Source organism: Streptomyces sp. NPDC049915 (assembly GCF_040656475.1).
GTDB lineage: Bacteria > Actinomycetota > Actinomycetes > Streptomycetales > Streptomycetaceae > Streptomyces.
This window is the reverse complement of sequence record NZ_JBFAMH010000002.1, coordinates 38965-62401: the sequence shown is the minus strand read 5'-3', so window position 1 is coordinate 62401 and position 23437 is coordinate 38965. Positions and strand designations below refer to the sequence as shown.

Genomic DNA, 23437 nt, shown 5'->3' with positions numbered 1-23437 from the left:
TTCCTGCGACCTCTCAGCCGGCGATGAAGGCGTCGTACTCGGCGGCGGAGAGCAGGTCGTCCGGCTCACCCGTGACGCGGACCTTGAACAGCCAGCCGCCCTCGAAGGGGGCCGAGTTCACCAGGGACGGGTCGTTGACGACGTCCTCGTTGACCTCGGTGATCTCACCGTTGACGGGGGAGTACAGCTCCGAGACGGACTTGGTCGACTCCAGCTCGCCGCAGGACTCGCCCGCGGTCACCGTGTCGCCGACCTCCGGGAGCTGGACGAACACGACGTCACCGAGCGCGTTGGCCGCGTGCTCCGTGATGCCGACCGTCGAGACGCCGTCCTCGGCGCCCGACAGCCACTCGTGCTCCTTGCTGTAGCGCAGCTGCTGGGGGTTGCTCATGGCCTGAATTCTCCTGTACGCGGGTCGGTGCTGATGAATGGGGGACTGCGAAGACACGCGTGACCAGGGGCGATGTGCCCCATGTCACGTCGGAGGGCTTACGCCAGTGTCACTTCTGCCGCTTGTAGAACGGCAGCGCCACGACCGCGTACGGCTCATGCGTGCCGCGGATGTCCACGCCGACGCCCGGCGTGCCCGGCGCCGCGTGCGCGGCGTCCACGTAGGCCATGGCGATCGGCTTGCCCAGCGTGGGGGAGGGGGCGCCCGAGGTCACCTCGCCGATGACCGTGCCGTCCGCGACGACCTGGTACCCGGCGCGCGGGACCCGGCGGCCCTCGGCGACCAGGCCGACCAGTACGCGCGGCGGGTCGGACTCGGCGCGCTCGGCGGCCGCGGCGAGCGCCTCGCGCCCGACGAAGTCGCCCTCCTTGTCGAACTTGACCACCCGGCCGAGCCCGGCGTCGAAGGGGGTCAGCTCGGCGGTCAGCTCATGCCCGTACAGCGGCATGCCCGCCTCCAGGCGCAGCGTGTCCCGGCAGGACAGGCCGCACGGGGTCAGGCCGACGCCCTCGCCGGCCTTGGTCAGCGCCTGCCACAGCTCGACGGCGTGCTCCGGCTTCACGAACAGCTCGAAGCCGTCCTCGCCGGTGTAGCCGGTGCGCGCGATCAGCGCGGGCACCCCGGCCACGGTGCCGGGCAGCCCGGCGTAGTACTTCAGGCCGTCCAGGTCGGCGTCGGTGAGGCTCTTGAGGATGCCCGGCGACTCGGGGCCCTGCACGGCGAGCAGCGCGTAGGCGTCGCGGTCGTCGCGCACCTCGGCGTCGAAGCCGGCGGCGCGCTCGGTCAGCGCGTCGAGGACGACCTGGGCGTTGGAGGCGTTCGCGACGACCATGAACTCGGTCTCGGCGAGCCGGTAGACGATCAGGTCGTCCAGGATGCCGCCGTCGGCCTGGCAGATCATGGTGTAGCGGGCGCGGCCGGGCTTGACCGCGCCGATGTTGCCGACCAGCGCGTGGTCGAGGAGGGCGGCGGCCTGCGGGCCGGTGACGGTGATCTCGCCCATGTGGGAGAGGTCGAAGAGCCCGGCCTTCGTGCGGACGGCGTTGTGCTCGTCGCGCTCGGAGCCGTAGCGCAGCGGCATGTCCCAGCCGGCGAAGTCGGTCATCGTCGCGCCGAGCGAGCGATGAAGGGCATCGAGCGCGGTGTGACGGAGTTCGGTACTGCTCATCGGTCGGTCGTCTCCCAGGGGAAGGACAGGGCGAGGAAGTTCCTCCCCATCTGTCATCGGAACCTGAGAGGTTCGCCATGACCGCGCGCGGTCATGGCTTGCACCTTGGGTGGGGCCGCCGACGTGGACGGCCCGCTTTTCAGATGTGCCTCGCCCGCGCGGTAACGGGGCCTGAGAGATTCAAGGGAGGGACTTGCTCCTTCGGCGCCCCAGCCAGGGCTGGGAACTCTCCCGCGCGGATTCAAACGGCCGGTATGCAGTTGGCGGGCTCATCATTGCACGCCTCGCCCCGATCGCGGCAGGCCGCATCTGTAACCGGGTTGTGGCGGTACGCACACGAAAACACGAGACATCCGGCATTACCTTCTCTTTACCTACGTTGGGCAGGTCTTCACCTGACCCCAGGGGAGGACCATGACGGTGGACAGGATCACGGCGTACGTGACGACCCCGGGCCTCGCGCTGCCCTCGCAGCCGGCGGCGCCCGCTCTGGAGACACGGCCCGGCCCGGTGGTGCGGGACCTGCGCGAGCGGGCCGGCCGCAGCCCGCGCGCCCTGCTCTTCGGCCCGCGCGATGTGGTCGTGGTGACCGGGCTGCCCGGCAGCGGCAAGTCCACGCTGATGCGCCGCGCGGTGCCCGGCCTGCGCGTCGACTCCCAGGACACCCGCGACCGCTACGACGCCCGCCTGCCCCGTCCGCTGCCCTACGCGCTCTACCGCCCCCTGGTCCGCCTCGCCCACTACGCCGCCCTGCGCCGCGCCCTGGCGAGCGGCGAGGGCGTCGTCGTGCACGACTGCGGCACGCAGTCCTGGGTGCGCGGCTGGCTGGCCCGCGCGGCCCGCCGCCGCGGCGGCGCCCTGCACCTGCTGCTGCTCGACGTCGCCCCGGACACCGCGCTGACCGGCCAGCGCGAACGCGGCCGCGGCGTCTCCCGCTTCGCCTTCCACCGCCACCGCCGTGCCACGGCCCGCCTGCTGTCCGCCGTCCAGCGGGGCGGGCTGCCCGCCGGCTGCGACTCGGCGATCCTGCTGGACCGCCCGGCGGCGGACACACTGCGCCGCATCACCTTCGGCGGCTGAACGCCCGGCCGCGGCCGAGGGTGTCCCGGCCGCCGGACGGGCCGGACCGGCCGCCGGCCGCAGCGGTTAGCCTTTGGGCCACAGCAGCGGTTCGAAGCAGATGGTGGAGAGATGGACTTCCCGGCCGACCTTCCGGCGGACTTCCCGGCGCAGGCGCACCCCCATCCGCACGGCGGATGGCCCGGCAACGAGCTGGAGGAGGTGCTGTCGGCCTCCCTCGGCGTACCGTCGGCCGGCGGCCGGATCGTGGAGGTGCTCGGCCGCAGCTTCCTGTGGATCCCCCTGCCCAACGGCGGCGGCCCGCACAGCGGTCCCCTCGACCTGCCCACCACGCAGATCGACGGCCAGGCCTACGTCCCCGTCTTCAGCTCCGAGGAACAGTTCCGTCAGGTCACCGGCTCCCACATGTCGTACACCGTCGCGCCCGCCGTGGAGTTCGCGCGCGGACTGCCGGCGCAGGTCGGCATCGCCGTGAACCCCGGTGGCGTGGTCGGCGTCCCGCTGCCGCCCGACGCGGTGGCCGAGCTGTGCCGGGCCGGGCGCAGCCCGCTGGACGGCCCCGCGAGCGGCGGCCGGGTCCGCCTGTACGAGCCGGACTGGCAGGACGACCCCGTCGACTTCCTCTCCACGGCCTCCGCCGAGTTCGAGGCCACCGGTACCGTCCTGACGGCCCGCCGCTGCCTCGCCGTCATCGAGACGGCGGACCCGGTGATGTTCGTCGGCGTCGAACTCTCCCAATGGGAGGGCGAGCTGCGCAACGCCCCCCTGGACGCCCTGGGCCGGGCCCTGGGTGCCACCCCGGCGCCCTGGCCGGTCAACCTGATCCTGCTGGACCTGGCGGGCGACGACCCGGTGGCGATCTGGCTGAGGGAGAAGGTCCGGCCCTTCTACACACGGGCGGGCTGACCCGCCCAGGGCTCTCCCGGGTCCTCCCCCCGCACGACTTAACCTGGTTTCATAGCTCGGTCGAGGGTGTTGTACGAAAGGGCGATTCGAAGTGAGCGCGAGCGGCACGGCCGCGACCGGCCAGGTCGAGCACATGCTGCGCCAGGTGACGCCCGGGCGGTACGACGCCTACGAGGCGCTCCTGCGCGCGCTCGCGACCCCCGCCACCGGCCAGATCTGGATGCTGCTGTGGCACGGTCAGGCCGGTTCCCCGGACGCCCAGTACGGCACGATGGAGGTCGGCGGGCACGGCTACGCCCCCTGCGTCACCTCCGCCCAGGAGTTGAGCGCCAGCGGCTGGAACCGCTCGTACGAGGTGACCGACGGCCTGGACGTGGCCCGGGCCCTCTACCCCGGCCACCACGGGCTGTGGCTCAACCCGCACGCCCCCGGCGGCGGCGTCGGCATTCCCTGGCTCGACCTGCGCCGGATCGCCACCGGCCTGGACCGCCAGCCCGCCGGCCCCCTGCGGCTGGCGGAACCGGCCATCGAGATCCCGCAGTTCTACGCCCTGCTCGCGCAGAACGCGCACCGCACCCCGCCGCTGCGCGCCCTGCGCCGCGCCTGGGTGCAGCCGGCGCTCGGCGCGCCGTACCTCGCCATCGGCCTGGACGTCTACGACACCTCGCCGGCCGCCGTCGACGCCGTACGGGCGATGATGCAGCAGTCCCTCGGCGCGGTGCCGGACGGGCTGCCGGTGTCGACCGTGGCGATGAGCGACGACCACGATCCGGTCGTGCTGTGGATGCGTGCCAACGCGCGTCCGTTCTACGACCGTGAGGCGCACGCGGCCGTCGCTCCCCAGGCGCCGGCGTCCGGCTACGGCTACCCGCCCGCCCCGGGCCGGTACTGACGCCGGCACAGTTCGCCGCGCCCCCGGCACACTTCTTCGCGCGTAGATCACGGCGAATGGCCCTGGTCTGTCCGCATCGTCCCGACTGGTTCCCGTCCGACCCGCGCCACCCGCTGTCCGGATAACGGAAGTCCCCAGACCGCATCACGTTTACGCATCCATTCATCACCAAGTCTGGCAACTTCTCGCCAATGCGTTGAAGACTCCCGCTCCAAGGGGCCAGTCGCCCCTGTGTACGACTTCGTACGACGGACTGACCATGCCGCCACAGCGGCAAGTGCGGGCCGGCTACCGCCGGTTGAGAGGGGTCCCTGCCAGATGACGGCACCATTGCACGAGCCGACCGCGGAAGCGGCCCCGAGCGCGGCCGAGGAAGCGGCGGTTGCGACCACCGGCGCCAAGGCCGTCCAGGGCCGGTCCCTGGGACGGATCGCCTGGGAGCGCCTGAAGCGGGACAAGCTCGCCCTCGCGGGCGGCGTCGTCGTGCTGCTCCTCATCGTCGTCGCCCTGCTCGCCCCCGTGATCACCGGCGCGGTCGGGCAGGACCCGAACGACTATCACGAGAACCTCATCGACCCGCTGTTCGGCACCCCCAAGGGGGCGCTGGGCGGCGTGAGCGGTGAGCACTGGCTGGGCGTCGAGCCCGTCAACGGCCGTGACATCTTCGCCCGCATCCTCTACGGTGCGCAGATCTCCCTGCTGGTCGGCTTCCTGTCCGCGATCGTCGCCGTCGTCCTCGGCACGGTCCTCGGTATCCTGGCCGGCTTCTTCGGCGGCTGGGTCGACTCGCTGATCAGCCGCGTGATGGACGGCCTGCTGGCCTTCCCCCAGCTGCTGTTCACCATCGCCCTGGTCTCCGTCATGCCGAACAACATGCTGGGCCTGTCCGGCACCGGCGTGCGCGTGTTCATGATGGTCGTGGTCATCGGCTTCTTCGGCTGGCCCTACATCGGACGCGTGGTGCGCGGCCAGACGCTCTCGCTGCGTGAGCGCGAGTACGTCGAGGCCGCCCGATCGCTGGGCGCCGGACGGCTGTACATCCTGTTCAAGGAACTGCTGCCCAATCTCGTGGCGCCGATCATCGTCTACACGACGATGATGATCCCCACCAACATCCTCACCGAGGCGGCACTCAGCTTCCTGGGCGTGGGCGTCAAGCCGCCCACGGCCTCCTGGGGCCAGATGCTCTCGAGCGCGATCGACTACTACGACTCGGACCCCATGTACATGGTGGTCCCCGGCGTGGCGATCTTCATCACCGTTCTTGCCTTCAATCTCTTCGGCGACGGCGTGCGCGACGCGCTCGATCCCAAGGGCTCCCGCTGAAGTGCCGTACCCCAAGCGACCCGTGGCAGCACCTGGCACGGGGTCTCTCATCAAATCCGGAGGATCCGAGATCGTGACTACGCAACGCACCTCAGGGCGGCACAAGCAGGCCATGGCCGCCGCCTTCGTGGTCGCCGGGCTGCTGACCACGGCGGCGTGCGGCGGCGGCAGCGGCGACGGGGACTCGAAGTCGGGTGCCGCCGGCTTCGACGCCGCCAACAAGAAGGTCGCCCAGGCCTCGCTGGCCAAGAAGGGCGGCACGCTGAGGTTCGGCGCCGCCCAGGACGCCGACTCGTGGGACACCACGCGCGGCTACTACGGCTTCATGTGGAACTTCTCCCGCTACTACAGCCGCCAGCTCGTCACGAACAAGCCGGCCCCGGGCAAGGAAGGCGCCACGCTCACCCCGGACCTCGCCTCCGGCCTGGCCAAGGTCAGCGACGACGGCAAGACCTACACCTACACGCTGCGCGACGGGATCACCTGGGAGGACGGCAAGCCGATCACCTCCAAGGACCTCAAGTACGGCATCGAGCGCATCTGGGCGCAGGACGTCCTCTCCGGCGGCCCGACCTACCTGAAGGACGTGCTCGACCCCAAGAGCGAGTACAAGGGCCCCTACAAGGACGCCTCCGCGGACCACCTGGGCCTGAAGGCGATCGACACGCCGGACGACAAGACCATCGTCTTCCACCTGCCGAAGGCCAACTCGGACTTCCAGGAGATGCTGGCCCTCACCTCGGCCTCGCCGGTCCGCCAGGACATGGACACCAAGTCCAAGTACGGTCTGAAGCCGTTCTCCTCGGGCCCGTACAAGTTCCAGTCGTACAACCCGGGCAAGGACCTCACCCTCGTCCGCAACGCCAACTGGAAGCAGGCCTCGGACCCGGTCCGCAAGGCGTACCCGGACAAGATCACGGTCACGTTCTTCTCCAACGCCAACGAGCTGGACCAGCGCCTGATCAACGGCGACCTGGACCTGGACATCAACCAGACCGGCATGTCGCCGCAGGGCCGCCAGACGGCGCTGAAGCAGCACAAGGGCAACCTGGACAACCCGACGTCCGGCTACATCCGTTACGCGGTCTTCCCGCAGAGCGTGAAGCCGTTCGACAACATCCACTGCCGCCTCGCCGTGATCTACGGCGCCGACCACGTCTCCCTGCAGACCGCGCGCGGCGGCCCCCTGGCCGGCGGTGACATCGGCACCAACATGCTCCCGCCGAACGTCGCGGGTGGCGAGGGCCAGAAGTACGACCCGTACCAGCTCGCCGGCGCCAACAAGAACGGCAACGCCGCCAAGGCCAAGGAAGAGCTGAAGGCCTGCGGTCAGCCGAACGGCTTCAAGACCACCATCGCCGTGCGCAACAACAAGCCGGTCGAGGTGGCCACCGCCCAGTCCCTGCAGGCGTCGCTGAAGAAGGTCGGCATCAACGTCGACATCGACCAGTACGACGGCTCGCAGACCACCGGCATCATCGGCAGCCCCTCGAACGTGCAGAAGAAGGGCTACGGCATCATCATCATGGGCTGGGGCCCGGACTTCCCGTCCGTGCAGGGCTTCGGTCTGCCGCTGTGGGACAGCAAGTACATCCAGCAGAGCGGTAACAACAACTACGCCCTGATCAAGGACAAGACGATCGACGGGCTGTTCGACAGCTACGTGAACACGCTGGACGACGCCGGCAAAACCAAGATCGCCACGGACATCAACCACAAGGTGATGGAGGGCGGCTACTACCTGCCCTTCGTCTTCGAGAAGTTCATCAACTGGCGCAGCGACAACCTGGCGAACGTCTACACCACCGACGGCTACAGCGGTATGTACGACTTCGTCAACCTCGGTCTGAAGAACTCGAAGTAACCCGGCACACCCGCCGTACGGCACGAAAGGCAGGTGAAGGCCGGCGCGGCGTGACCGCGGGCCCCCGGACGACCTCCGGGGCCCGCGGTCCCGCGGCGGGCCGTAAGCTGTGCTCGCTTACCTCATCAGGCGGTTGTTCGCCGCCGCAGCGATGCTCGTGGTCATCATCCTGGCCGTGTTCTGCATCTTCTTCCTGATCCCCAAGTGGGCGGGCGTCGACATCGCCCTGAGCTTCGTGGGCAAGCAGGCCGACCCGGCGGCCGTGGAGGGCGTGCGGGAGAAGCTCGGCCTCGGCGACCCGATCTACCTCCAGGTCTGGGACTTCTTCAAGGGCATCTTCGCCGGCCGCACCTACTCCGGCGGCGGCGACGTGATCCACTGCTCTGCGCCGTGCTTCGGCTACTCCTTCCGCAGTGAGCAGGCCATCTGGCCGGTCCTCACCGACCGTTTCCCGGTCACCCTGCAGCTCGCGATCGGCGCGGCCGTGCTGTGGCTGGTCTTCGGCATCGCGGCCGGTGTGCTCTCCGCGCTCAAGCGGGGCAGCCTGTGGGACCGCGGCGCCATGGTCGTCGCCCTCGCGGGTGTGTCCCTGCCGATCTACTTCACCGGTCTGCTCAGCCTCGCGATCTTCGCCTTCGGGCTCCACTGGATCGACGCCAAGTACGTGCCGATCAGCGAGAGTTTCACCGGCTGGCTCGACGGCATGATCCTGCCCTGGATCACCCTGGCCTTCCTGTACGCGGCCATGTACGCCCGTATCACCCGCGCCACCATGCTGGAGGTGCTGGGCGAGGACTACATCCGCACCGCCCGCGCCAAGGGCCTGGGCGAGCCGGCCGTCATCGGCAAGCACGCCATGCGCTCCACGATGACGCCCATCCTGACCATGCTCGGCATGGACCTCGGCGCCCTCATCGGCGGCGCGATCCTCACCGAGTCCACGTTCAACCTGCCCGGCCTCGGGCGGGCCGTACTCGACGCGATCCGCAACGTCGACCTGCCGATCATCCTCGGAGTCGTCCTGATCACGTCCCTCGCGGTGCTGATCGCCAACCTCGTGGTCGACGTCCTGTACGCCGTGATCGACCCCCGAGTGAGGCTCTCATGACCGAACTGAGCAAGACCGGGGCGGCCGTGGGTGAGCCCACCCCCGCCTCGACGCCGCCGTCGGCCTTCCTCGAAGTGCGCGACCTGAAGGTGCACTTCCCGACCGACGACGGCCTGGTCAAGTCCGTCGACGGGCTCAGCTTCCAGCTGGAGAAGGGCAAGACCCTCGGCATCGTCGGCGAGTCGGGCTCCGGCAAGTCGGTGACCTCGCTCGGCATCATGGGCCTGCACACCGCCGGCCAGTACGGCAAGCGCAAGGCGCGGATATCCGGCGAGATCTGGCTGGACGGCACCGAGCTGCTCTCCGCCGACCCCGACCACGTGCGCAAGCTGCGCGGCCGGCAGATGGCGATGATCTTCCAGGACCCGCTGTCCGCGCTGCACCCGTACTTCACGATCGGTCAGCAGATCGTGGAGGCCTACCGGATCCACCACGACGTCGACAAGAAGACCGCCCGCAAGCGCGCGATCGAGATGCTCGACCGGGTCGGCATCCCGCAGCCGGACAAGCGCGTCGACAACTACCCGCACGAGTTCTCCGGCGGTATGCGCCAGCGCGCGATGATCGCGATGTCGCTGGTCAACAACCCCGAGCTGCTCATCGCGGACGAGCCGACCACCGCCCTGGACGTCACCGTCCAGGCGCAGATCCTGGACCTGATCCGCGATCTGCAGAAGGAGTTCGGCTCCGCGGTCGTCATCATCACCCACGACCTGGGCGTCGTCGCCGAACTGGCCGACGACATCCTGGTGATGTACGGCGGCCGCTGCGTCGAGCGCGGACCCGCCGAGAAGGTGTTCTACGAGCCCCGCCACCCCTACACCTGGGGTCTGCTCGGCTCGATGCCCCGCCTGGACCGCGAGGAGCAGGAACGCCTGATCCCGGTCAAGGGCTCCCCGCCCTCCCTCATCAACATCCCGTCCGGCTGCGCCTTCAACCCGCGCTGCCCGTACGCCGACGTCCCCAAGGACAACGTCACCCGCACGGTCCGCCCCGAGCTCGCCGAGGTCGGCAGCCGGCACTGGGCCGCCTGTCATATGACCAGGGAGCAGCGGGAGCGTATCTGGACCGAAGAGATTGCGCCGAAGCTGTGAGCGAGAACTCCAAGGACACGGACGTGACCCTGCCCGCGCAGAGCGACGGCACCGAGCCGAGGGCCGCAGGCGCGGCCACCCTCACCAAGGACGCCGGGCACGGTGACGTCCTGCTGAAGGTGACCGGGCTGCAGAAGCACTTCCCGATCAAGAAGGGCCTCTTGCAGCGGCAGGTCGGCGCGGTCCACGCGGTCGACGGCATCGACTTCGAGGTGCGCCGCGGCGAAACCCTCGGTGTCGTGGGCGAGTCGGGCTGCGGCAAGTCGACCATGGGCCGGCTGATCACCCGGCTGCTCGAACCGACCGGCGGAAAGGTCGAGTTCGAGGGCAAGGACATCACGCACCTCGGAGTGACGGGCATGCGCCCGATGCGCCGCGACGTGCAGATGATCTTCCAGGACCCGTACTCGTCGCTGAACCCGCGCCACACCATCGGCACCATCGTCGGCGCCCCCTTCAAGCTCCAGGGCGTCACGCCCGAGGGCGGCATCAAGAAGGAGGTGCAGCGGCTGCTGTCGGTGGTCGGACTCAACCCCGAGCACTACAACCGCTACCCGCACGAGTTCTCCGGCGGTCAGCGCCAGCGCATCGGCATCGCCCGCGCGCTCGCGCTCAGCCCCAAGCTCGTGGTGGCCGACGAGCCGGTCTCCGCGCTGGACGTGTCGATCCAGGCCCAGGTGGTGAACCTGCTGGACGACCTCCAGGAGGAGCTGGGCCTGACGTATGTGATCATCGCGCACGACCTGTCGGTCGTCCGGCACGTCTCGGACCGGATCGCGGTGATGTACCTCGGCAAGATCGTGGAGCTGGCCGACCGCGAGCAGCTCTACCGGACGCCGATGCACCCGTACACCAAAGCCCTGATGTCGGCCGTGCCGATCCCGGACCCGCGGCGCAGACACGCCAAGAGCGAGCGCATCCTGCTCAAGGGCGACGTGCCCTCGCCGATCTCGCCGCCGAGCGGCTGCCGCTTCCACACGCGGTGCTGGAAGGCGACGCAGATCTGCGCGACGACCGAGCCGCCGCTGGCCGAGCTGCGGCCGGGGCAGCGGGTGGCCTGCCACCACCCGGAGAACTTCGAGGACCAGCAGCCGCAGGACACGGTCCTGCTGACCGTCGCCAAGGAGGCGGCGGAGCTGGTGGCCGACGAAGTCCTCGCGGAGTCGGCGGAGACGTCGGCGGCGGTGGCGGCGGAGGTCGCGTCCGCTCAGGCATCTGCCGAAGGCGCGGAGGGGGCGTCCGCCGGGGGCGCGGAGGCGTCTGCCGACAGCGCGGAGGCTTCCGCCGAAGCCGAAGCCGAAGCCGAAGCCGGACCCGAAGCCGGACCCGGAGCCGGACCCGAAGCTGAGGCCGAAGCCGGACCCGGAGCCGGACCCGAAGCTGAGGCCGAAGCCGGACCCGAAGCCGGACCCGAAGCTGAGGCCGAAGCCGAGGCCGAGGCCGAGGAGGAGGCCGTAGGCGTGGGCGCGGAGGCTTCTGCCGAGAGCGTGGACGTGGCGTCTGCCGACAGCGCGGCGGGGGAGGAGCCGGCGGAGGCGTCGGCCGCCGCGGAGGCGGAGGACTCCCCGAAGAGCCCGGAGAAGTAGCGTCTCGGGTGGCGTGGCCTGGCTTTGCCAGGTGCACGCCCCCCGAGCCGTCAGAATGTTCGGGTGATCCCCCAGCTCTTCAGCCCCTCCGTCCAGCACACGCTCGACCTGGTCGGCATCTTCGTCTTCGCGATCTCCGGCGCGCTGCTGGCCGTGCGCAAGAACTTCGACGTCTTCGGCATCGCCGTCCTCGCCGAGGTCACCGCGCTGGGCGGGGGGCTGTTCCGGGACCTGATCATCGGGGCGGTGCCGCCCGCCGCCTTCACGGACCTCGGCTACTTCGTCACGCCGATGCTCGCCGCTCTCGTGGTCGTCTTCCTGCATCCGCACGTCGAACGCATCCAGGCCGCGGTCCTCGTCTTCGACGCCGCCGGCCTCGGTCTGTTCTGCGTCGCCGGGACGACGAAGGCGTACGCCTACGGGCTCGGACTGACCGCTTCGGCCACTCTCGGCCTGGCGACGGCGGTCGGCGGCGGCGTCCTGCGTGACGTACTCGCCAACGAGGTCCCGTCGCTGCTGCGCTGGGACCGCGACCTGTACGCGGTCCCGGCGATCGTCGGCTCCACCATGGTCGCCCTGTGCATCCGCTACGACACGCTCACCCCGCTGGCCAGCGCCCTCGCCGCGCTGACGGCTTTCGTCCTGCGGCTGCTCGCGATGCGGTTCCACTGGCGGGCCCCGCGGGCCTGGAACCGACGTTCGACGGTGCGGGAGGAGTAGCCCTCCCGGCCCGCCCTGGCGCTGCCCGGTGCGGTCCCGGCCTGTCAGGCCCGCACCCTGGTCCCGCCTCCCGCCTCCCGCCTCCCGCCGAAACGATCCGCTGCGGTCAGGCCCGCCGCGGGCTCACTGCTTGCGGCTGGCGGCGGCTCCCGACGGGGCGCCGCTGGCCAGCTCGGCGCGGGTGGAACCCGCCTTCCGCGTGGCCGGAGGCGCGGACGCGGTGGGGTCCTTGACGCCGTGCTTGCCCATCTGCACCGACAGCCAGCGGAAGATCGTGTCGACCTGCGGCTTCCACAGGGCCATCGTGTGACCGCCCGCGGTGCGCGGCAGATAGACCACGTGGACGGTGGTGGGCGCCTTGGCCGCCTGCTTCAGGGCCATGGCCGCCTCGTAGCCGTCGCGCGGCTGGCCGGAGAGGTAGAGGGCGATCTGCGGCGGCACCTTGGCCTTGCGCAGCAGCATGTACGGGTTGTTCGCGGCGCGCAGGGCGGGGGTCTGCGCGGCGAGGGAGTTGCTCTCGCCGATCGGGTCGTTGTACCCGGACAGGCTCACGGCGGCGCGGTAGCGGTCGGGGTGGGCGACGGCGAGCTTGGCCGCGCAGTGCGCGCCGGCGGAGTAGCCGGCGACCGCCCAGCCGCCCGGCGCGGGCTGGGCGTGGAAGTTGTCCATGACCATCTTCGGCACGTCGACGCTCAGCCAGGTGTCGGCGTTGACCGTCCCGGGGATGTTGGCGCAGCCCGTGTCCACGCCGGCCAGCAGATTGGTGCGCGGCGCGACCAGGATGAACGGCGCGACCTCGCCGGAGCGCATCAGCGGCAGCAGCTGCTCGTGCGCCTTCATCGACCCGAACCAGGCCTTCGCCGAGCCGGGGTAGCCCGGCAGCACCTCGACGACCGGGAACTTGTAGTGCCGCCAGCCGGGCAGGTGGTACTGCGGCGGCAGCCAGACGTAGACCTCGGCGTCCACCCCGGACACCTGCCCCTTGAGCTGGGTGACCTGCACGCCACCGGCGGCGCGCATGCCGGGCCCGGTCGCCGGGCTGAACGTCTGCTTGACCTTGGGCAGCTTGTCCAGCGCGATGTTGCCGGTGCCGTTCGCACCGAGGTCGGCGGCCTGGTGGACGTGGTCGCCGGTGCCGAGCAGGTCGTCCCAGTTGTCGTACAGGTTGTTGGCGTTGTTGACCAGGACGAACACCAGGGCGACGGCGGTGCCCTGGGCGAACAGCAGCATCAGCAGCCGGGCCGCGGCGCGCAGGGTCTTCGGTCCGCGCAGCCGTGACCACAGGACCAGAGGAACGAGCACGGCCACGACGGCCAGCACGATCAAGAGGTAGAGGAACGGAGTCCCGGTGAGGCTCATATCCCTAGAGAGGGCGATAACGTCCAGAAGGTTTACGGAGCGATACGGACACTTACCGTTTAATTGCCGAAGCCTCACCTGGGCGGCGGTGCGCGCGGGGTCACAGACGAGAAAAGCTACCGCTTAGTAGTTACCTGTTGTACCGTTCAGTCATGCCAGAAGCAGCTTCCGCAGCGGCCCGCCGGGCCATGATCGGCGACAGCGAGTTCGACCGCGACACCGCCGTCACCCGGCGCGCCCCCGGTGTCTACGACATCGACCTCTCGGCCGGCTGGACGATCATCAACGCCGTCAACGGCGGCTACCTGCTGGCCGTCCTCGGCCGCGCCCTGGCGGACGCCCTGCCGCACCCCGACCCGTTCACCGTCTCGGCACATTACCTCACCGCCTCCCAGCCGGGCCCCGCGGTGATCCGCACCGACGTCGTGCGCACCGGCCGCACCCTCTCCACCGGCCAGGCCTCCCTCATCCAGTACGACGACGAGGGCAACGAGGTCGAGCGGATCCGCGTCCTCGCCTCCTACGGCGACCTGGCCGCGCTCCCCGACGACGTGCGCACCACGGCGAAGCCGCCGGCCATCCCGCCGATGGAGCAGTGCTTCGGGCCGCAGGACAGCCCCGCCCCCATCCCCGGCAGCTCCGCCATCACCGACCGGCTGATGCTGAAGCTCGACCCGGCCACCCTGGGCTGGGCGCTCGGACAGCCCTCCGGCAACGGCGAGATGCGGGCCTGGTTCGGCCTCGCCGACGGCCGCGACGCCGATCCGCTCTCCTTGCTGCTCGCCGTGGACGCCCTGCCGCCCACCGCCTTCGAGCTGGGCCTGACCGGCTGGGTGCCCACGGTCGAACTGACCGCGCACGTGCGCGCCCGCCCGGCCGCCGGCCCGCTGCGCGTGGCCATCACCACGCGCAACCTCGCCGGCGGCTTCCTCGAGGAGGACGCCGAGGTCTGGGACAGCGAGGACCGCCTGGTGGCCCAGTCCCGGCAGCTGGCCCGCGTCAGGCTCGGCTGAGGGGTTCCCGGCCCAGCCAGGCCGCGAGCCGGGTGTAGCCGTCCGCCCCCTCGGGGGAGGGCTGCACCCGCTCGAACGGCGTGTCCCCGCCGCGAGGGTTGGCGGGCAGCACCCGCTCGGCGGTGGCCAGCGCGAACTCGGCCAGCTCGGCATCGAGGGGGAGCGGGCGGCCGAGCGCCTCGGACAGGTCCCAGGTGTGCGTGACGATCTCCATGACGTAGCCGGAGAGCGCCTGCCATCCGGGCACCTCGCCCCACGGGACCCGCACCGGCGCCGTCATCCGCGCCTCGGACTCCCACGCCTTCAGCACGCGCGTCCTGACCTCGTCGTACGCCTCCGGCCAGCCGGCATCCTCCACACCCTGCGCGAACGGCTCCACGGCCATGCCGTCGCCGCCCTCGCCGACCACCGCGATCCGCAGCGTGCCGCCGACCATGTGACTCAGCAGCCGCCGTACGTCGAACTCGGCGCACGGGGTGGGCCCGTCCAGCTGCCCGGGCCGCACGGTCCGGATCAGGGCGGCGGCCTGCTCGGTGGCGCGGGCGTAGACGGGGCGCGGGTCGATGGTGTTCATCTGGTACCTCTCTCTCGGTCGGTACGCCGATGCTCGGCCCATAACCTGACAGTTTCCGTCAACATTTGCCTCCGGCTCTGCAGTGGCGGGATTCTGATGCCGTGAAATCCGACCGCCTGCTGTCGATCCTGCTGCTGTTGCAGACCCGCGGCCGTGTGCCCGCGCACGAACTCGCCGAGCGGCTCGAGGTGTCGGTGCGCACCATCTACCGCGACATCGAGGCCCTGTCCGCCTCGGGCGTCCCCGTCTACGCCGAACGCGGCCGGCACGGCGGCATCCAGCTCCTCGCCGGATTCCGCACCGATGTGACGGGCCTGACCGCCGACGAGTCCCGGGCCCTGTTCATCCTGGCCGCCGAAGGGGCGCACGCCGCGCTGGGGCTGGACGCCGCGCTGGGCTCGGCGCTGCGCAAGGTGATGGCCGCGCTGCCCGCGCCGCACCGCCCGGCCGCGGAGGTGACCAGCCGGCGCATCCTGGTCGACGCCACCCGCTGGCGCGGCGGCCCCCAGCAGGCCGTCGACCTGGAGGTGCTGCAGGACGCCGTCTTCGCCGACCGCCGCCTGAAGCTGCGCTACCGGCACAGCGGTGAGCACGAGCCGCGCACCTACACCGTCGACCCCTACGGCCTGCTCTCCAAGGCGGGCGTCTGGTACCTCGTCGCCGACCGGCGCGGCCGGCCCCGGCTCTTCCGCGCCGACCGGGTGCGCTCGGCGAAACTGCTCGACGACCCGGTGCGGCGCCGGCCCGGCGTCGAACTCGCCGACGCCTGGGAGGTGCTGCGCCGTCAGGTGGAGGAGCGGCCGGGCGGTCTGGAGGTGGTGGTGCGGGTCCGGCGCGACCGGCTCGACATGTTCCGGCGCATGATGGCCTCCACGCTCGTCGGGCTCCCCGACGACGACGGGCACGGCGAGTGGGTGACCGCCAGGCTGTCGTACCGCGTCGTCGCCGAGGCCCGCCAACTGCTCGCGTTCTCCGACCGGGTCGAGGTGCTCTCCCCGCCCTCGGTGCGCGAGGAACTGGCCCGTGCGGCCGCGTCGGTCACGCGGCTGTACGCGTCCGAATGAGACGGCTCAGTCGAGCCAGTGGCGGCGGCCGATGGTGATCAGCCGCATCTGGCGGGTCGCCACCTGAGCGGCCCGCTCCCGCTCCGCCCCCGGCGCCTCCAGGGACTCCAGGAAGAGCGAGGCGGTGATGAGCATCTGATCGACGTAGAGCGTGGCGAGCATCAGCAGGTCGTCCTCGCTCCAGCCCGCGGAGACCGGGTCCTTGGCCAGCTCGGCCTTCACCTCGTCACCGAACCGGGCCAGCTGCTCGCGGATCGCCTCCCGCACCGGCTGGACCCCGCCATGTCGCTCGCGGGCGATGAAACGGACATGAGCGGGGTACGCGTCCACGTGACGGGCGATCAGTTCGACGGCGCGCACGATGCGTTCCTCGTGGTCGCCCGCCGTGGACACCGTCGTCCTGATCATCGGGTGCAGGCTGCCCAGCGCCTCCTCGACCAGCGCCACGCCCAGATCCTCGATGGAGCGGAAGTGGCGGTAGAAGGCGGTCGGGGCGACGCCGACCGCGCGGGTGACCTCGCGCAGACCCAGGCTGCTCAGGCTCTGCCCCTCCAGCAGGCCGAGCGCCGCGTCCAGGAGGGCTTGGCGGGTCTTCAGTTTCTGGGCCTGCCGGACGCCGAGGATGTGACTCATACCATGCAGTTAACAACTGTTCTCCGGAATTGAAAAGCCGTGGAGCGCGCTAGACTGGGTAGTCAGTGAACAAGTGTTACTACAAGCGTTCACCGAAACTTCACGAGAGCATCTCGGAGGGGGCTTCATCCCATGCTCTTCCTCGTCGCCGCACTTCTGCTTCTCGGTGTCGTCATGGGCACCGTGGCCCACGCGCCGCTGTCCTTCACCGCGATCGCGGCCGTGGTCATCGCCGTCTGGCTGGCCGTCTTCGCCGTCCGCGAGCGCCACGCCCGCCGGCGCGGCACGCCGGCCCGGTGACCGTCCGCACGTCCCACCACGACTTCGACTGTCGGGAGCTGACCCTCATGCAACTGACCGCACCGGCCACCCGCCGCACCGGCACCCGCGACACCGACGGCATGGCCGTCGCCTCGTTCATCCTGGGCCTGCTGGGCCTGCTCGTCCTCAACCTCTTCCTCGGCCCGATCTCCATCGCCCTGGCCTGCGTCGCCCTGTGGCGCGGCACGGCCCGCCGCGGCCGCGCGTACCTGGGCCTGGCGCTGGGCGTGGCCGACCTGGTCGTCCTGTTCGCGTTCATGCAGGCGGACAACTCGGTGTCCTGGAGCTTCTGAGGGATACGACCGAGCCGTGGAGCCGGGGTCGGGTGCCGCGATCGCCGTGAACGCACGTGAGGCAGCCCGGCCGCCCTGGAGCCGAGGCCGCCCGCACGGGCCCCGTAGAATCGGCACACCATGGCTTACCTCGACCACGCCGCGACCACCCCGATGCTCCCGGAGGCGGCAGAGGCCCTGACCGCCCAGCTGAGCAGCACGGGCAACGCCTCGTCCCTCCACGCATCCGGCCGCAGGGCGCGCCGCACCGTCGAGGAGGCCCGCGAGACCCTCGCCGAAGCACTCGGCGCCCGCCCCAGCGAGGTGGTCCTCACCTCCGGCGGCACCGAGGCCGACAACCTGGCGGTCAAGGGCCTGTACTGGTCCCGCCGCGACGCCGACCCGGCCCGCACCCGGGTCCTGGCCAGCCCCGTCGAGCACCACGCCGTCCTGGACGCCGTCCACTGGCTCGGCGAGCACGAGGGCGCCACCGTCGAGTACCTCCCCGTGGACAGCCACGGCCGGGTCCATCCCGACGCCCTGCGCGAGGCGATCGCCCGCGACCCCGACGGCGTCGCGCTGGCCACCGTCATGTGGGCGAACAACGAGATCGGCACCCTGCAGCCGGTCCGCGAACTCGCCGACGTCGCCGCCGAGTTCGGCGTCCCGCTGCACTCCGACGCGGTCCAGGCCTTCGGTCAGGTCCCGGTCGACTTCGCCGCCTCCGGCCTCGCCGCGATGACCGTCTCCGGCCACAAGATCGGCGGCCCCTACGGCATCGGCGCCCTGCTCCTCGGCCGCGAGTACAGCCCCGTACCCGTCCTGCACGGCGGAGGCCAGGAGCGCCACGTCCGCTCCGGCACCCTCGACGTCCCCGCGATCGCCTCCTTCGCCGTCGCCGGCCGCCTCGCCGCGCAGCAGCGCGCGTGGTTCGCCCGCGAGATCGGCGCCCTGCGCGACCAGCTCATCGACGCAGTCCGTACGGCCGTGCCGGACGCGATCCTCGGCGGCGACCCCGCACCGGAGGGCCGGCTGCCGGCCAACGCGCACTTCACGTTCCCCGGCTGCGAGGGCGACTCCCTGCTGCTCCTGCTGGACGCCCAGGGCATCGAGTGCTCCACCGGCTCCGCCTGCACCGCGGGCGTCGCCCAGCCCAGCCACGTCCTGCTCGCCACCGGCGCCGACCCCGACCTGGCCCGCGGCACCCTGCGCTTCTCCCTCGGTCACACCTCCACCGAGGCCGACGTCGAGGCGCTGGCCAAGGCCATCGGCCCAGCCGTCGAACGGGCCCGCGCGGCGGGACTGACGTAGGACGGACGGCCTTCGGGCAGGCGGAGGGGCACGCGAAGGCGGGGGCACAGAGGGGGGCACGCGAAAGGACCTACGAAGCGGGTTCCCTTCGCCGGCATGGTCCGGATCAGGTGCTGGGGGTCGCCTTCCGGTCGTGAACCGTCCGGCCTCTCAGCCCGACCGTCGACGTCGGCCTCAGCGGAAGCCGGGGCTTCTCGCTCAAGTCGGCTACTCCGGTCGAACTCCCTCACTCGCCTCGTAGGCCTGAAACCAGGATAGAACGGCCTCGGCGTAAAGAAAGGGGGTAAGGGGTAATTTTTACGCCCGCCGCACCAGGGCCAGATAGCGCCCCCAGTTCCAGTGCGGCCCCGGGTCGGTGTGGTCCGTGCCCGGCACCTCGGCATGGCCGATGATGTGCTCCCGGTCGACGGGTATGCCGTACCGCCGGCAGATCCCGGCCGTCAGCCGCGCCGAGGCGGCGTACATCGCGGCGGTGAAGTCGCCCGGCCGGTCCACGAACCCCTCGTGCTCGATGCCGACACTGCGCTCGTTGTACTCCCGGTTGCCCGCGTGGAAGGCCACGTCCAGCTCGCGGATCAGCTGCGTGACGTGCCCGTCCTGGCGGACGATGTAGTGGGCCGCCGCCTTGTGGCCCGGGTCCTGGAACACCTTCACCGCGCTGCGGTAGCTGCCCTGCGTGACATGGACGACCACCCGGTCGATCGGATAGTCGTCGGGCCGGTCGGCCAGGCGGTAGTTCGCCGTCGACGCCGCCACCCACTGCGCGCCCCGGAAGTCGACCGCGCCCGCCACCCGCTCCTTCTCCACCCCCGGCAGCCGCCACCACAGATGCGCCAGCTCGTCGCGGGCCAGCACCGCCGTGCCCGCGGCGGCCGCCGCACCGCCGAGCAGCAGTGCGCGCCGCCCGATCCGCCGGTCCCCATCGCTCTTCGCATCCCCCATGTGGTCGTCAACGCATATCCGGCACTCCCGGTTCCCGCGCCCCCGTACCCTGGAAGGGCTATGACTGACACCCTGCAGCGCTCCCGTCCCCTCCGCGTCCTCGCCGCCATGTCGGGCGGCGTCGACTCCGCCGTCGCCGCGGCCCGCGCCGCCGAGGCGGGCCACGACGTGACCGGCGTCCACCTCGCGCTCTCCGCGAACCCCCAGTCCTTCCGCACGGGCGCGCGGGGCTGCTGCACCATCGAGGACTCCCGGGACGCCCGCCGCGCCGCGGACGTCATCGGCATCCCGTTCTACGTGTGGGACCTCGCCGACCGCTTCCGCGAGGACGTCGTCGAGGACTTCGTCGCCGAGTACGAGGCCGGCCGCACTCCGAACCCCTGCCTGCGCTGCAACGAGAAGATCAAGTTCGCCGCGCTGCTCGACAAGGCGCTCGCCCTCGGCTTCGACGCGGTCTGCACCGGCCACTACGCCCAGGTGATCGTCCGCGAGGACGGCTCCCGCGAACTGCACCGCGCCTCCGACATGGCCAAGGACCAGTCGTACGTCCTCGGCGTGCTGGACGAGCAGCAGCTCGCGCACGCGATGTTCCCCCTCGGTGACACGGTCACCACCAAGGAGGAGATCCGCGCGGAGGCCGAGCGGCGCGGTCTCGCCGTCGCCAAGAAGCCCGACTCGCACGACATCTGCTTCATCGCCGACGGCGACACCCAGGGCTTCCTCGCCCGGCGCCTCGGCAAGGCGGAGGGCGACATCGTCGACGAGGCCGGCAACCGGATCGGCACCCACGAGGGCGCGTACGGCTTCACCATCGGCCAGCGCAAGGGCCTGCGCATCGGCACCCCGGCCCCCGACGGCAAGCCCCGCTACGTCCTCGACATCTCCCCGGTGAACAACACCGTCACCGTAGGCCCGGCCGCCGCCCTGGACGTGACCGCCCTGACCGCGATCAAGCCGCGCTGGTGCGGCACGGCCCCGGCGGGCCCCGGCACCTACACCGCCCAGCTGCGCGCCCACGGCGACGAGACCGAGGTCACCGCCCATCTGGCCGACGGCGAGCTGCGCGTGACCTTCACCGAGCCGGTCCGCGGCGTTGCCCCCGGCCAGGCGATTGTCCTGTACGACGGCACGCGCGTGGTGGGCTCGGCGACGATCGCGACGACCACGCGCGCGACGGCCGGCGTGGCCTGATCCGAGCCGGCCTCACCCGCAGAAGACGTCCGTCAGCACCGGGCCCAGCACGCCCGGCTCCACCATGTGGGTCTGGTCCTGCAGGATCCGGTGGTCGCTGCGGGGCGCCGCCTCGGCGAGCGCCCGGTTCGCGGCCAGCATCCACGCCGGGCTCGCCCCGCCGGCCACCACCAACAGGGGCACGGGGAGCGCGGCGACCCGCTCGCGGGGCAGCAGGCCGTCACCCATCACCGCGGCGTCGTGCGCCAGGCTGGGGGCGACCGCCTCCATACCGGCCCACATGGGGGACTGGCGCGCGCCCCGGATCACCTCCTCGCCGAGCCCGGTCAGGCGCAGGAACAGCTCCACCGCGTCCCCGCGCCGGTCCTCGGCGAGCGCCGCGGTCAGGTTCCGCGCGTAGGCGGCCTGCTGCTCGGCGCCGCCCTCGAGGAAGTCCGCGTACGGCACCTCGTACACACCCGCCTGACGGACCGGCAGCCCGCTCGCCGCCGCCTCGATGACCAGCGCGCCGCCCGAGGAGACACCGAACAGGGCCGCCTCATCGCCCACCGCGTCGATCAGCGCGGCCAGGTCCTCGACCTCCCGCTCCACCGCGTACGGCGCCGTGTCACCGCTCTCGCCGCGGCCCCGTCGGTCGTACACCACAGCCGTGCAGTGCCCGGCCAGCCGCTCGGCCAGCGGGGCCAGCGTGCCCCCGGTGGACATCGCACCGCTCACCAGGATCACGGGCGGGCCGTCGCCCTGGCGCTCACCGGCGATGCGGGTGCCGTCCCGCGACACCACCGTCAGCCTGTGCTTACCGTCCTGCTTCTCCTGCTTCTCCATGGCAGAGCAGACTGCCGCAGATGACGCGACTGAGCGGTCACGACACTTCCACCTCGTAGAAGCAGAGGTGGTTCTCGATCTGCGCCACGTCCGGTTTCGGGTCCGGGTACGACCACACCAGGTCGGGGGCGCCGGGCAGCGACCAGTAGGACGCCGTGCCCTTGAACGGGCAGTGGGTGCGGGTGTCGGAAGGGGTGAGCAGCTCCAGCCGGACGTCCTCGGCGGGCAGGTAGTACCGCGGCGGACAGCCGGTCTCGTGCAGGACGAGCGGGCGGTCGCTCTCGGCCAGGACCTGGCCGTCGTGCACCACGCGCACGTGCCGGTCGCTTCGCTCGACGGTGATGGTGTGTCCTCGGGTCATGTCAAGAACAGCGCTTTCCGGGCGCCGGTTCTTCCCGCGTACGGTGGGCCTCATGCGTATCTGTGTCTTCCTCTCCGCCGCCGACCTCGACGACCGCTACACCCGTCCGGCGCGCGAGTTCGCCGAACTGCTGGGCAAGGGCGGCCACACGCTCGTGTGGGGCGGCTCGGACGTCGGCCTGATGAAGGTCGTCGCGGACGGCGTGCAGGAGGCCGGCGGACGGCTGTGCGGGGTCTCGGTGGATTTCCTGGCGGCCAAGGTCCGGCCGGGCGTCGACGACATGGTGATCGCCAAGGACCTCGCCGAGCGTAAGAGGCTGCTGCTGGAGAAGGCCGACGCGGTGGTGATCATGGTGGGCGGCACCGGCACGCTCGACGAGGCCACCGAGATCCTGGAGCTGAAGAAGCACGGCCACACCGACAAGCCGGTGGTGCTGCTGAACACCGCGGGCTTCTACGACGGCCTCAAGGAGCAGTTCCGGCGCATGGACGACGAGGGCTTCCTGCCCCGCCCGCTCACCGACCTGGTGTTCTTCGCCGAGGAGCCGGTGGGCGCGCTGGCCTACCTGGAGGAGAGCCAGGGCATTGTCTGAGCCGGCGGTGATGCGAGCATGGCGGGCATGGCTACACATGTGATCACCGGAGCCGGTTCCGGGATAGGCGCGGCCGTCGCCCGCCGTCTGCACGCGCGCGGGGACGACCTCGTGCTGCACGCGCGCGACGCGGGCCGGGCGAAGGAGCTGGCCGCCGCGTTCCCCGGCGCGCAGACCCTGGTCGGCGATCTCGCCGACCCCGACAAGCTGTCCTGGGCGCTGTCCCATCAGTCGCTGCCGGACCGCGTGGACTCGCTGCTGCACATCGCGGGCGTCGTCGACCTCGGCCGGGTCGGCGACCTGACCCCGAAGTCCTGGCGCCACCAGCTCAACGTCAACCTGATCGCGCCCGCCGAACTGACCCGCCTGCTGCTGCCCCAGCTGCGCGCCGCCCGCGGCCACGTGGTGTTCGTCAACTCCGGCGCCGGCCTGAACGCGCACGCCGAGTGGTCGGCGTACGCGGCCTCCAAGCACGGCCTGAAGGCCCTCGCCGACTCCCTGCGCCAGGAGGAGCACGGCAGCGGCGTCCGCGTCACCTCCGTCTACCCCGGCCGCACGGCCAGCCCCATGCAGGCCAAGGTCCACCAGCAGGAGGGCAAGGAGTACGACCCGTCCCGCTGGATCGACCCCGAGTCGGTCGCCACGGCGATCCTGATGGCGATCGACCTGCCGGGCGACGCGGAGGTCAACGACCTGTCGGTGCGGCCGGGGCGCTGATCCCACGCGGGCACGGCGCCGGGCCGCCCGGCCACAGGCAGTCGGCGAAGAACCCTCGGTGACGCTT

Annotated in this window: 25 protein-coding genes and 1 riboswitch; of the genes, 17 read left to right on the top strand and 8 right to left on the bottom strand. The window is 71.2% G+C overall.

Annotated elements, in window-relative coordinates; translation table 11 throughout:
- Window positions 1-13: 13 nt before the first annotated feature.
- Window positions 14-391, bottom strand: coding sequence for a glycine cleavage system protein GcvH (gene gcvH, locus AB0J12_RS02725; protein ID WP_361627946.1), 378 nt, complete (start codon window positions 389-391; stop codon window positions 14-16).
- A 109-nt stretch (window positions 392-500) separates the two neighbouring features.
- Window positions 501-1619 carry a glycine cleavage system aminomethyltransferase GcvT gene (gene gcvT / locus AB0J12_RS02720; RefSeq protein ID WP_363262339.1) on the bottom strand — a complete coding sequence of 373 codons (1119 nt, stop codon included), beginning with the start codon at window positions 1617-1619 and terminating at the stop codon, window positions 501-503.
- 149 nt (window positions 1620-1768) lie between these two features.
- Window positions 1769-1863: riboswitch (glycine riboswitch) on the bottom strand.
- A 170-nt stretch (window positions 1864-2033) separates the two neighbouring features.
- On the opposite strand from gcvT, the gene AB0J12_RS02715 reads away from it, so the two are divergent.
- The 9 genes from AB0J12_RS02715 (at window position 2034) to AB0J12_RS02675 (ending at window position 12195) form a co-directional block, all read left to right on the top strand.
- On the top strand, window positions 2034-2699 hold the full coding sequence (locus AB0J12_RS02715; protein WP_363262338.1) for an AAA family ATPase: 666 nt from the start codon (window positions 2034-2036) through the stop codon (window positions 2697-2699).
- A gap of 111 nt (window positions 2700-2810) precedes the next feature.
- A complete protein-coding gene (locus AB0J12_RS02710; protein WP_363262337.1) occupies window positions 2811-3605 on the top strand; it encodes an enhanced serine sensitivity protein SseB in 795 nt (264 codons plus the stop codon).
- Between the two features lie 91 nt (window positions 3606-3696).
- Window positions 3697-4497: an enhanced serine sensitivity protein SseB C-terminal domain-containing protein gene (locus AB0J12_RS02705; RefSeq protein WP_363262336.1), complete on the top strand. Its 801-nt coding sequence runs from the start codon at window positions 3697-3699 to the stop codon at window positions 4495-4497.
- Window positions 4498-4815: 318 nt separating this feature from the next.
- Window positions 4816-5823 (top strand): ABC transporter permease, encoded by a 1008-nt coding sequence (locus tag AB0J12_RS02700; protein WP_363262335.1) that lies wholly within the window; start codon window positions 4816-4818, stop codon window positions 5821-5823.
- A gap of 73 nt (window positions 5824-5896) precedes the next feature.
- A complete protein-coding gene (locus AB0J12_RS02695; protein ID WP_363262334.1) occupies window positions 5897-7687 on the top strand; it encodes an ABC transporter substrate-binding protein in 1791 nt (596 codons plus the stop codon).
- 109 nt (window positions 7688-7796) lie between these two features.
- On the top strand, window positions 7797-8795 hold the full coding sequence (locus tag AB0J12_RS02690; RefSeq protein ID WP_363262333.1) for an ABC transporter permease: 999 nt from the start codon (window positions 7797-7799) through the stop codon (window positions 8793-8795).
- A complete protein-coding gene (locus tag AB0J12_RS02685) occupies window positions 8792-9889 on the top strand; it encodes an ABC transporter ATP-binding protein (RefSeq protein WP_363262332.1) in 1098 nt (365 codons plus the stop codon). Before AB0J12_RS02690 ends, AB0J12_RS02685 begins: the two co-directional genes overlap by 4 nt.
- 23 nt (window positions 9890-9912) lie before the next feature.
- A complete protein-coding gene (locus AB0J12_RS02680; RefSeq protein ID WP_363262732.1) occupies window positions 9913-11475 on the top strand; it encodes a dipeptide ABC transporter ATP-binding protein in 1563 nt (520 codons plus the stop codon).
- A gap of 63 nt (window positions 11476-11538) precedes the next feature.
- Complete coding sequence (locus tag AB0J12_RS02675) at window positions 11539-12195, top strand: trimeric intracellular cation channel family protein (RefSeq protein WP_363262331.1); 657 nt, start codon at window positions 11539-11541, stop codon at window positions 12193-12195.
- 123 nt (window positions 12196-12318) lie between these two features.
- Here the strand turns inward: AB0J12_RS02675 and AB0J12_RS02670 are convergent, their stop codons facing one another.
- Complete coding sequence (locus AB0J12_RS02670) at window positions 12319-13554, bottom strand: alpha/beta hydrolase-fold protein (RefSeq protein ID WP_363262330.1); 1236 nt, start codon at window positions 13552-13554, stop codon at window positions 12319-12321.
- A 152-nt stretch (window positions 13555-13706) separates the two neighbouring features.
- On the opposite strand from AB0J12_RS02670, the gene AB0J12_RS02665 reads away from it, so the two are divergent.
- Entirely contained in the window at window positions 13707-14567 is an 861-nt protein-coding gene (locus tag AB0J12_RS02665) for a thioesterase family protein (RefSeq protein ID WP_363262329.1), read from the top strand.
- Here AB0J12_RS02665 and AB0J12_RS02660 read toward each other — a convergent pair.
- The gene (locus AB0J12_RS02660) at window positions 14554-15141 is read right to left on the bottom strand and encodes a TIGR03086 family metal-binding protein (RefSeq protein WP_363262328.1); all 588 of its coding nucleotides are present in this window, start codon (window positions 15139-15141) and stop codon (window positions 14554-14556) included. The two genes, AB0J12_RS02665 and AB0J12_RS02660, sit on opposite strands and share 14 nt — an antisense overlap.
- Window positions 15142-15242: 101 nt before the next feature.
- Between AB0J12_RS02660 and AB0J12_RS02655 the strand changes: the two genes are divergently transcribed.
- The gene (locus AB0J12_RS02655; RefSeq protein ID WP_363262327.1) at window positions 15243-16205 is read left to right on the top strand and encodes a YafY family protein; all 963 of its coding nucleotides are present in this window, start codon (window positions 15243-15245) and stop codon (window positions 16203-16205) included.
- Window positions 16206-16211: 6 nt separating this feature from the next.
- Here AB0J12_RS02655 and AB0J12_RS02650 read toward each other — a convergent pair whose 3' ends face one another.
- Window positions 16212-16838 carry a TetR family transcriptional regulator gene (locus tag AB0J12_RS02650; protein WP_363262326.1) on the bottom strand — a complete coding sequence of 209 codons (627 nt, stop codon included), beginning with the start codon at window positions 16836-16838 and terminating at the stop codon, window positions 16212-16214.
- A gap of 132 nt (window positions 16839-16970) precedes the next feature.
- Between AB0J12_RS02650 and AB0J12_RS02645 the strand changes: the two genes are divergently transcribed.
- The 3 genes from AB0J12_RS02645 (at window position 16971) to AB0J12_RS02635 (ending at window position 18742) form a co-directional block, all read left to right on the top strand.
- The gene (locus AB0J12_RS02645) at window positions 16971-17138 is read left to right on the top strand and encodes a hypothetical protein (RefSeq protein WP_361627903.1); all 168 of its coding nucleotides are present in this window, start codon (window positions 16971-16973) and stop codon (window positions 17136-17138) included.
- A 47-nt stretch (window positions 17139-17185) separates the two neighbouring features.
- On the top strand, window positions 17186-17452 hold the full coding sequence (locus AB0J12_RS02640; protein WP_363262731.1) for a DUF4190 domain-containing protein: 267 nt from the start codon (window positions 17186-17188) through the stop codon (window positions 17450-17452).
- A 120-nt stretch (window positions 17453-17572) separates the two neighbouring features.
- The gene (locus AB0J12_RS02635) at window positions 17573-18742 is read left to right on the top strand and encodes a cysteine desulfurase family protein (RefSeq protein ID WP_363262325.1); all 1170 of its coding nucleotides are present in this window, start codon (window positions 17573-17575) and stop codon (window positions 18740-18742) included.
- 297 nt (window positions 18743-19039) lie between these two features.
- Here AB0J12_RS02635 and AB0J12_RS02630 read toward each other — a convergent pair whose 3' ends face one another.
- Entirely contained in the window at window positions 19040-19684 is a 645-nt protein-coding gene (locus AB0J12_RS02630; RefSeq protein ID WP_363262324.1) for an N-acetylmuramoyl-L-alanine amidase, read from the bottom strand.
- Between the two features lie 60 nt (window positions 19685-19744).
- Between AB0J12_RS02630 and mnmA the strand changes: the two genes are divergently transcribed.
- Complete coding sequence (mnmA, locus tag AB0J12_RS02625; protein WP_363262323.1) at window positions 19745-20875, top strand: tRNA 2-thiouridine(34) synthase MnmA; 1131 nt, start codon at window positions 19745-19747, stop codon at window positions 20873-20875.
- Window positions 20876-20887: 12 nt separating this feature from the next.
- On the opposite strand, the gene AB0J12_RS02620 is transcribed toward mnmA, so the two are convergent.
- Both AB0J12_RS02620 and AB0J12_RS02615 read right to left on the bottom strand, forming a co-directional pair.
- Complete coding sequence (locus tag AB0J12_RS02620) at window positions 20888-21700, bottom strand: alpha/beta hydrolase (protein WP_363262322.1); 813 nt, start codon at window positions 21698-21700, stop codon at window positions 20888-20890.
- A gap of 37 nt (window positions 21701-21737) precedes the next feature.
- Window positions 21738-22061 carry a DUF427 domain-containing protein gene (locus AB0J12_RS02615; RefSeq protein ID WP_363262321.1) on the bottom strand — a complete coding sequence of 108 codons (324 nt, stop codon included), beginning with the start codon at window positions 22059-22061 and terminating at the stop codon, window positions 21738-21740.
- 52 nt (window positions 22062-22113) lie between these two features.
- On the opposite strand from AB0J12_RS02615, the gene AB0J12_RS02610 reads away from it, so the two are divergent.
- On the top strand, window positions 22114-22653 hold the full coding sequence (locus AB0J12_RS02610; protein ID WP_363262320.1) for a TIGR00730 family Rossman fold protein: 540 nt from the start codon (window positions 22114-22116) through the stop codon (window positions 22651-22653).
- 18 nt (window positions 22654-22671) lie between these two features.
- Entirely contained in the window at window positions 22672-23370 is a 699-nt protein-coding gene (locus tag AB0J12_RS02605; protein ID WP_363262319.1) for an SDR family oxidoreductase, read from the top strand.
- The last annotated feature ends 67 nt before the right edge of the window (window positions 23371-23437 follow it).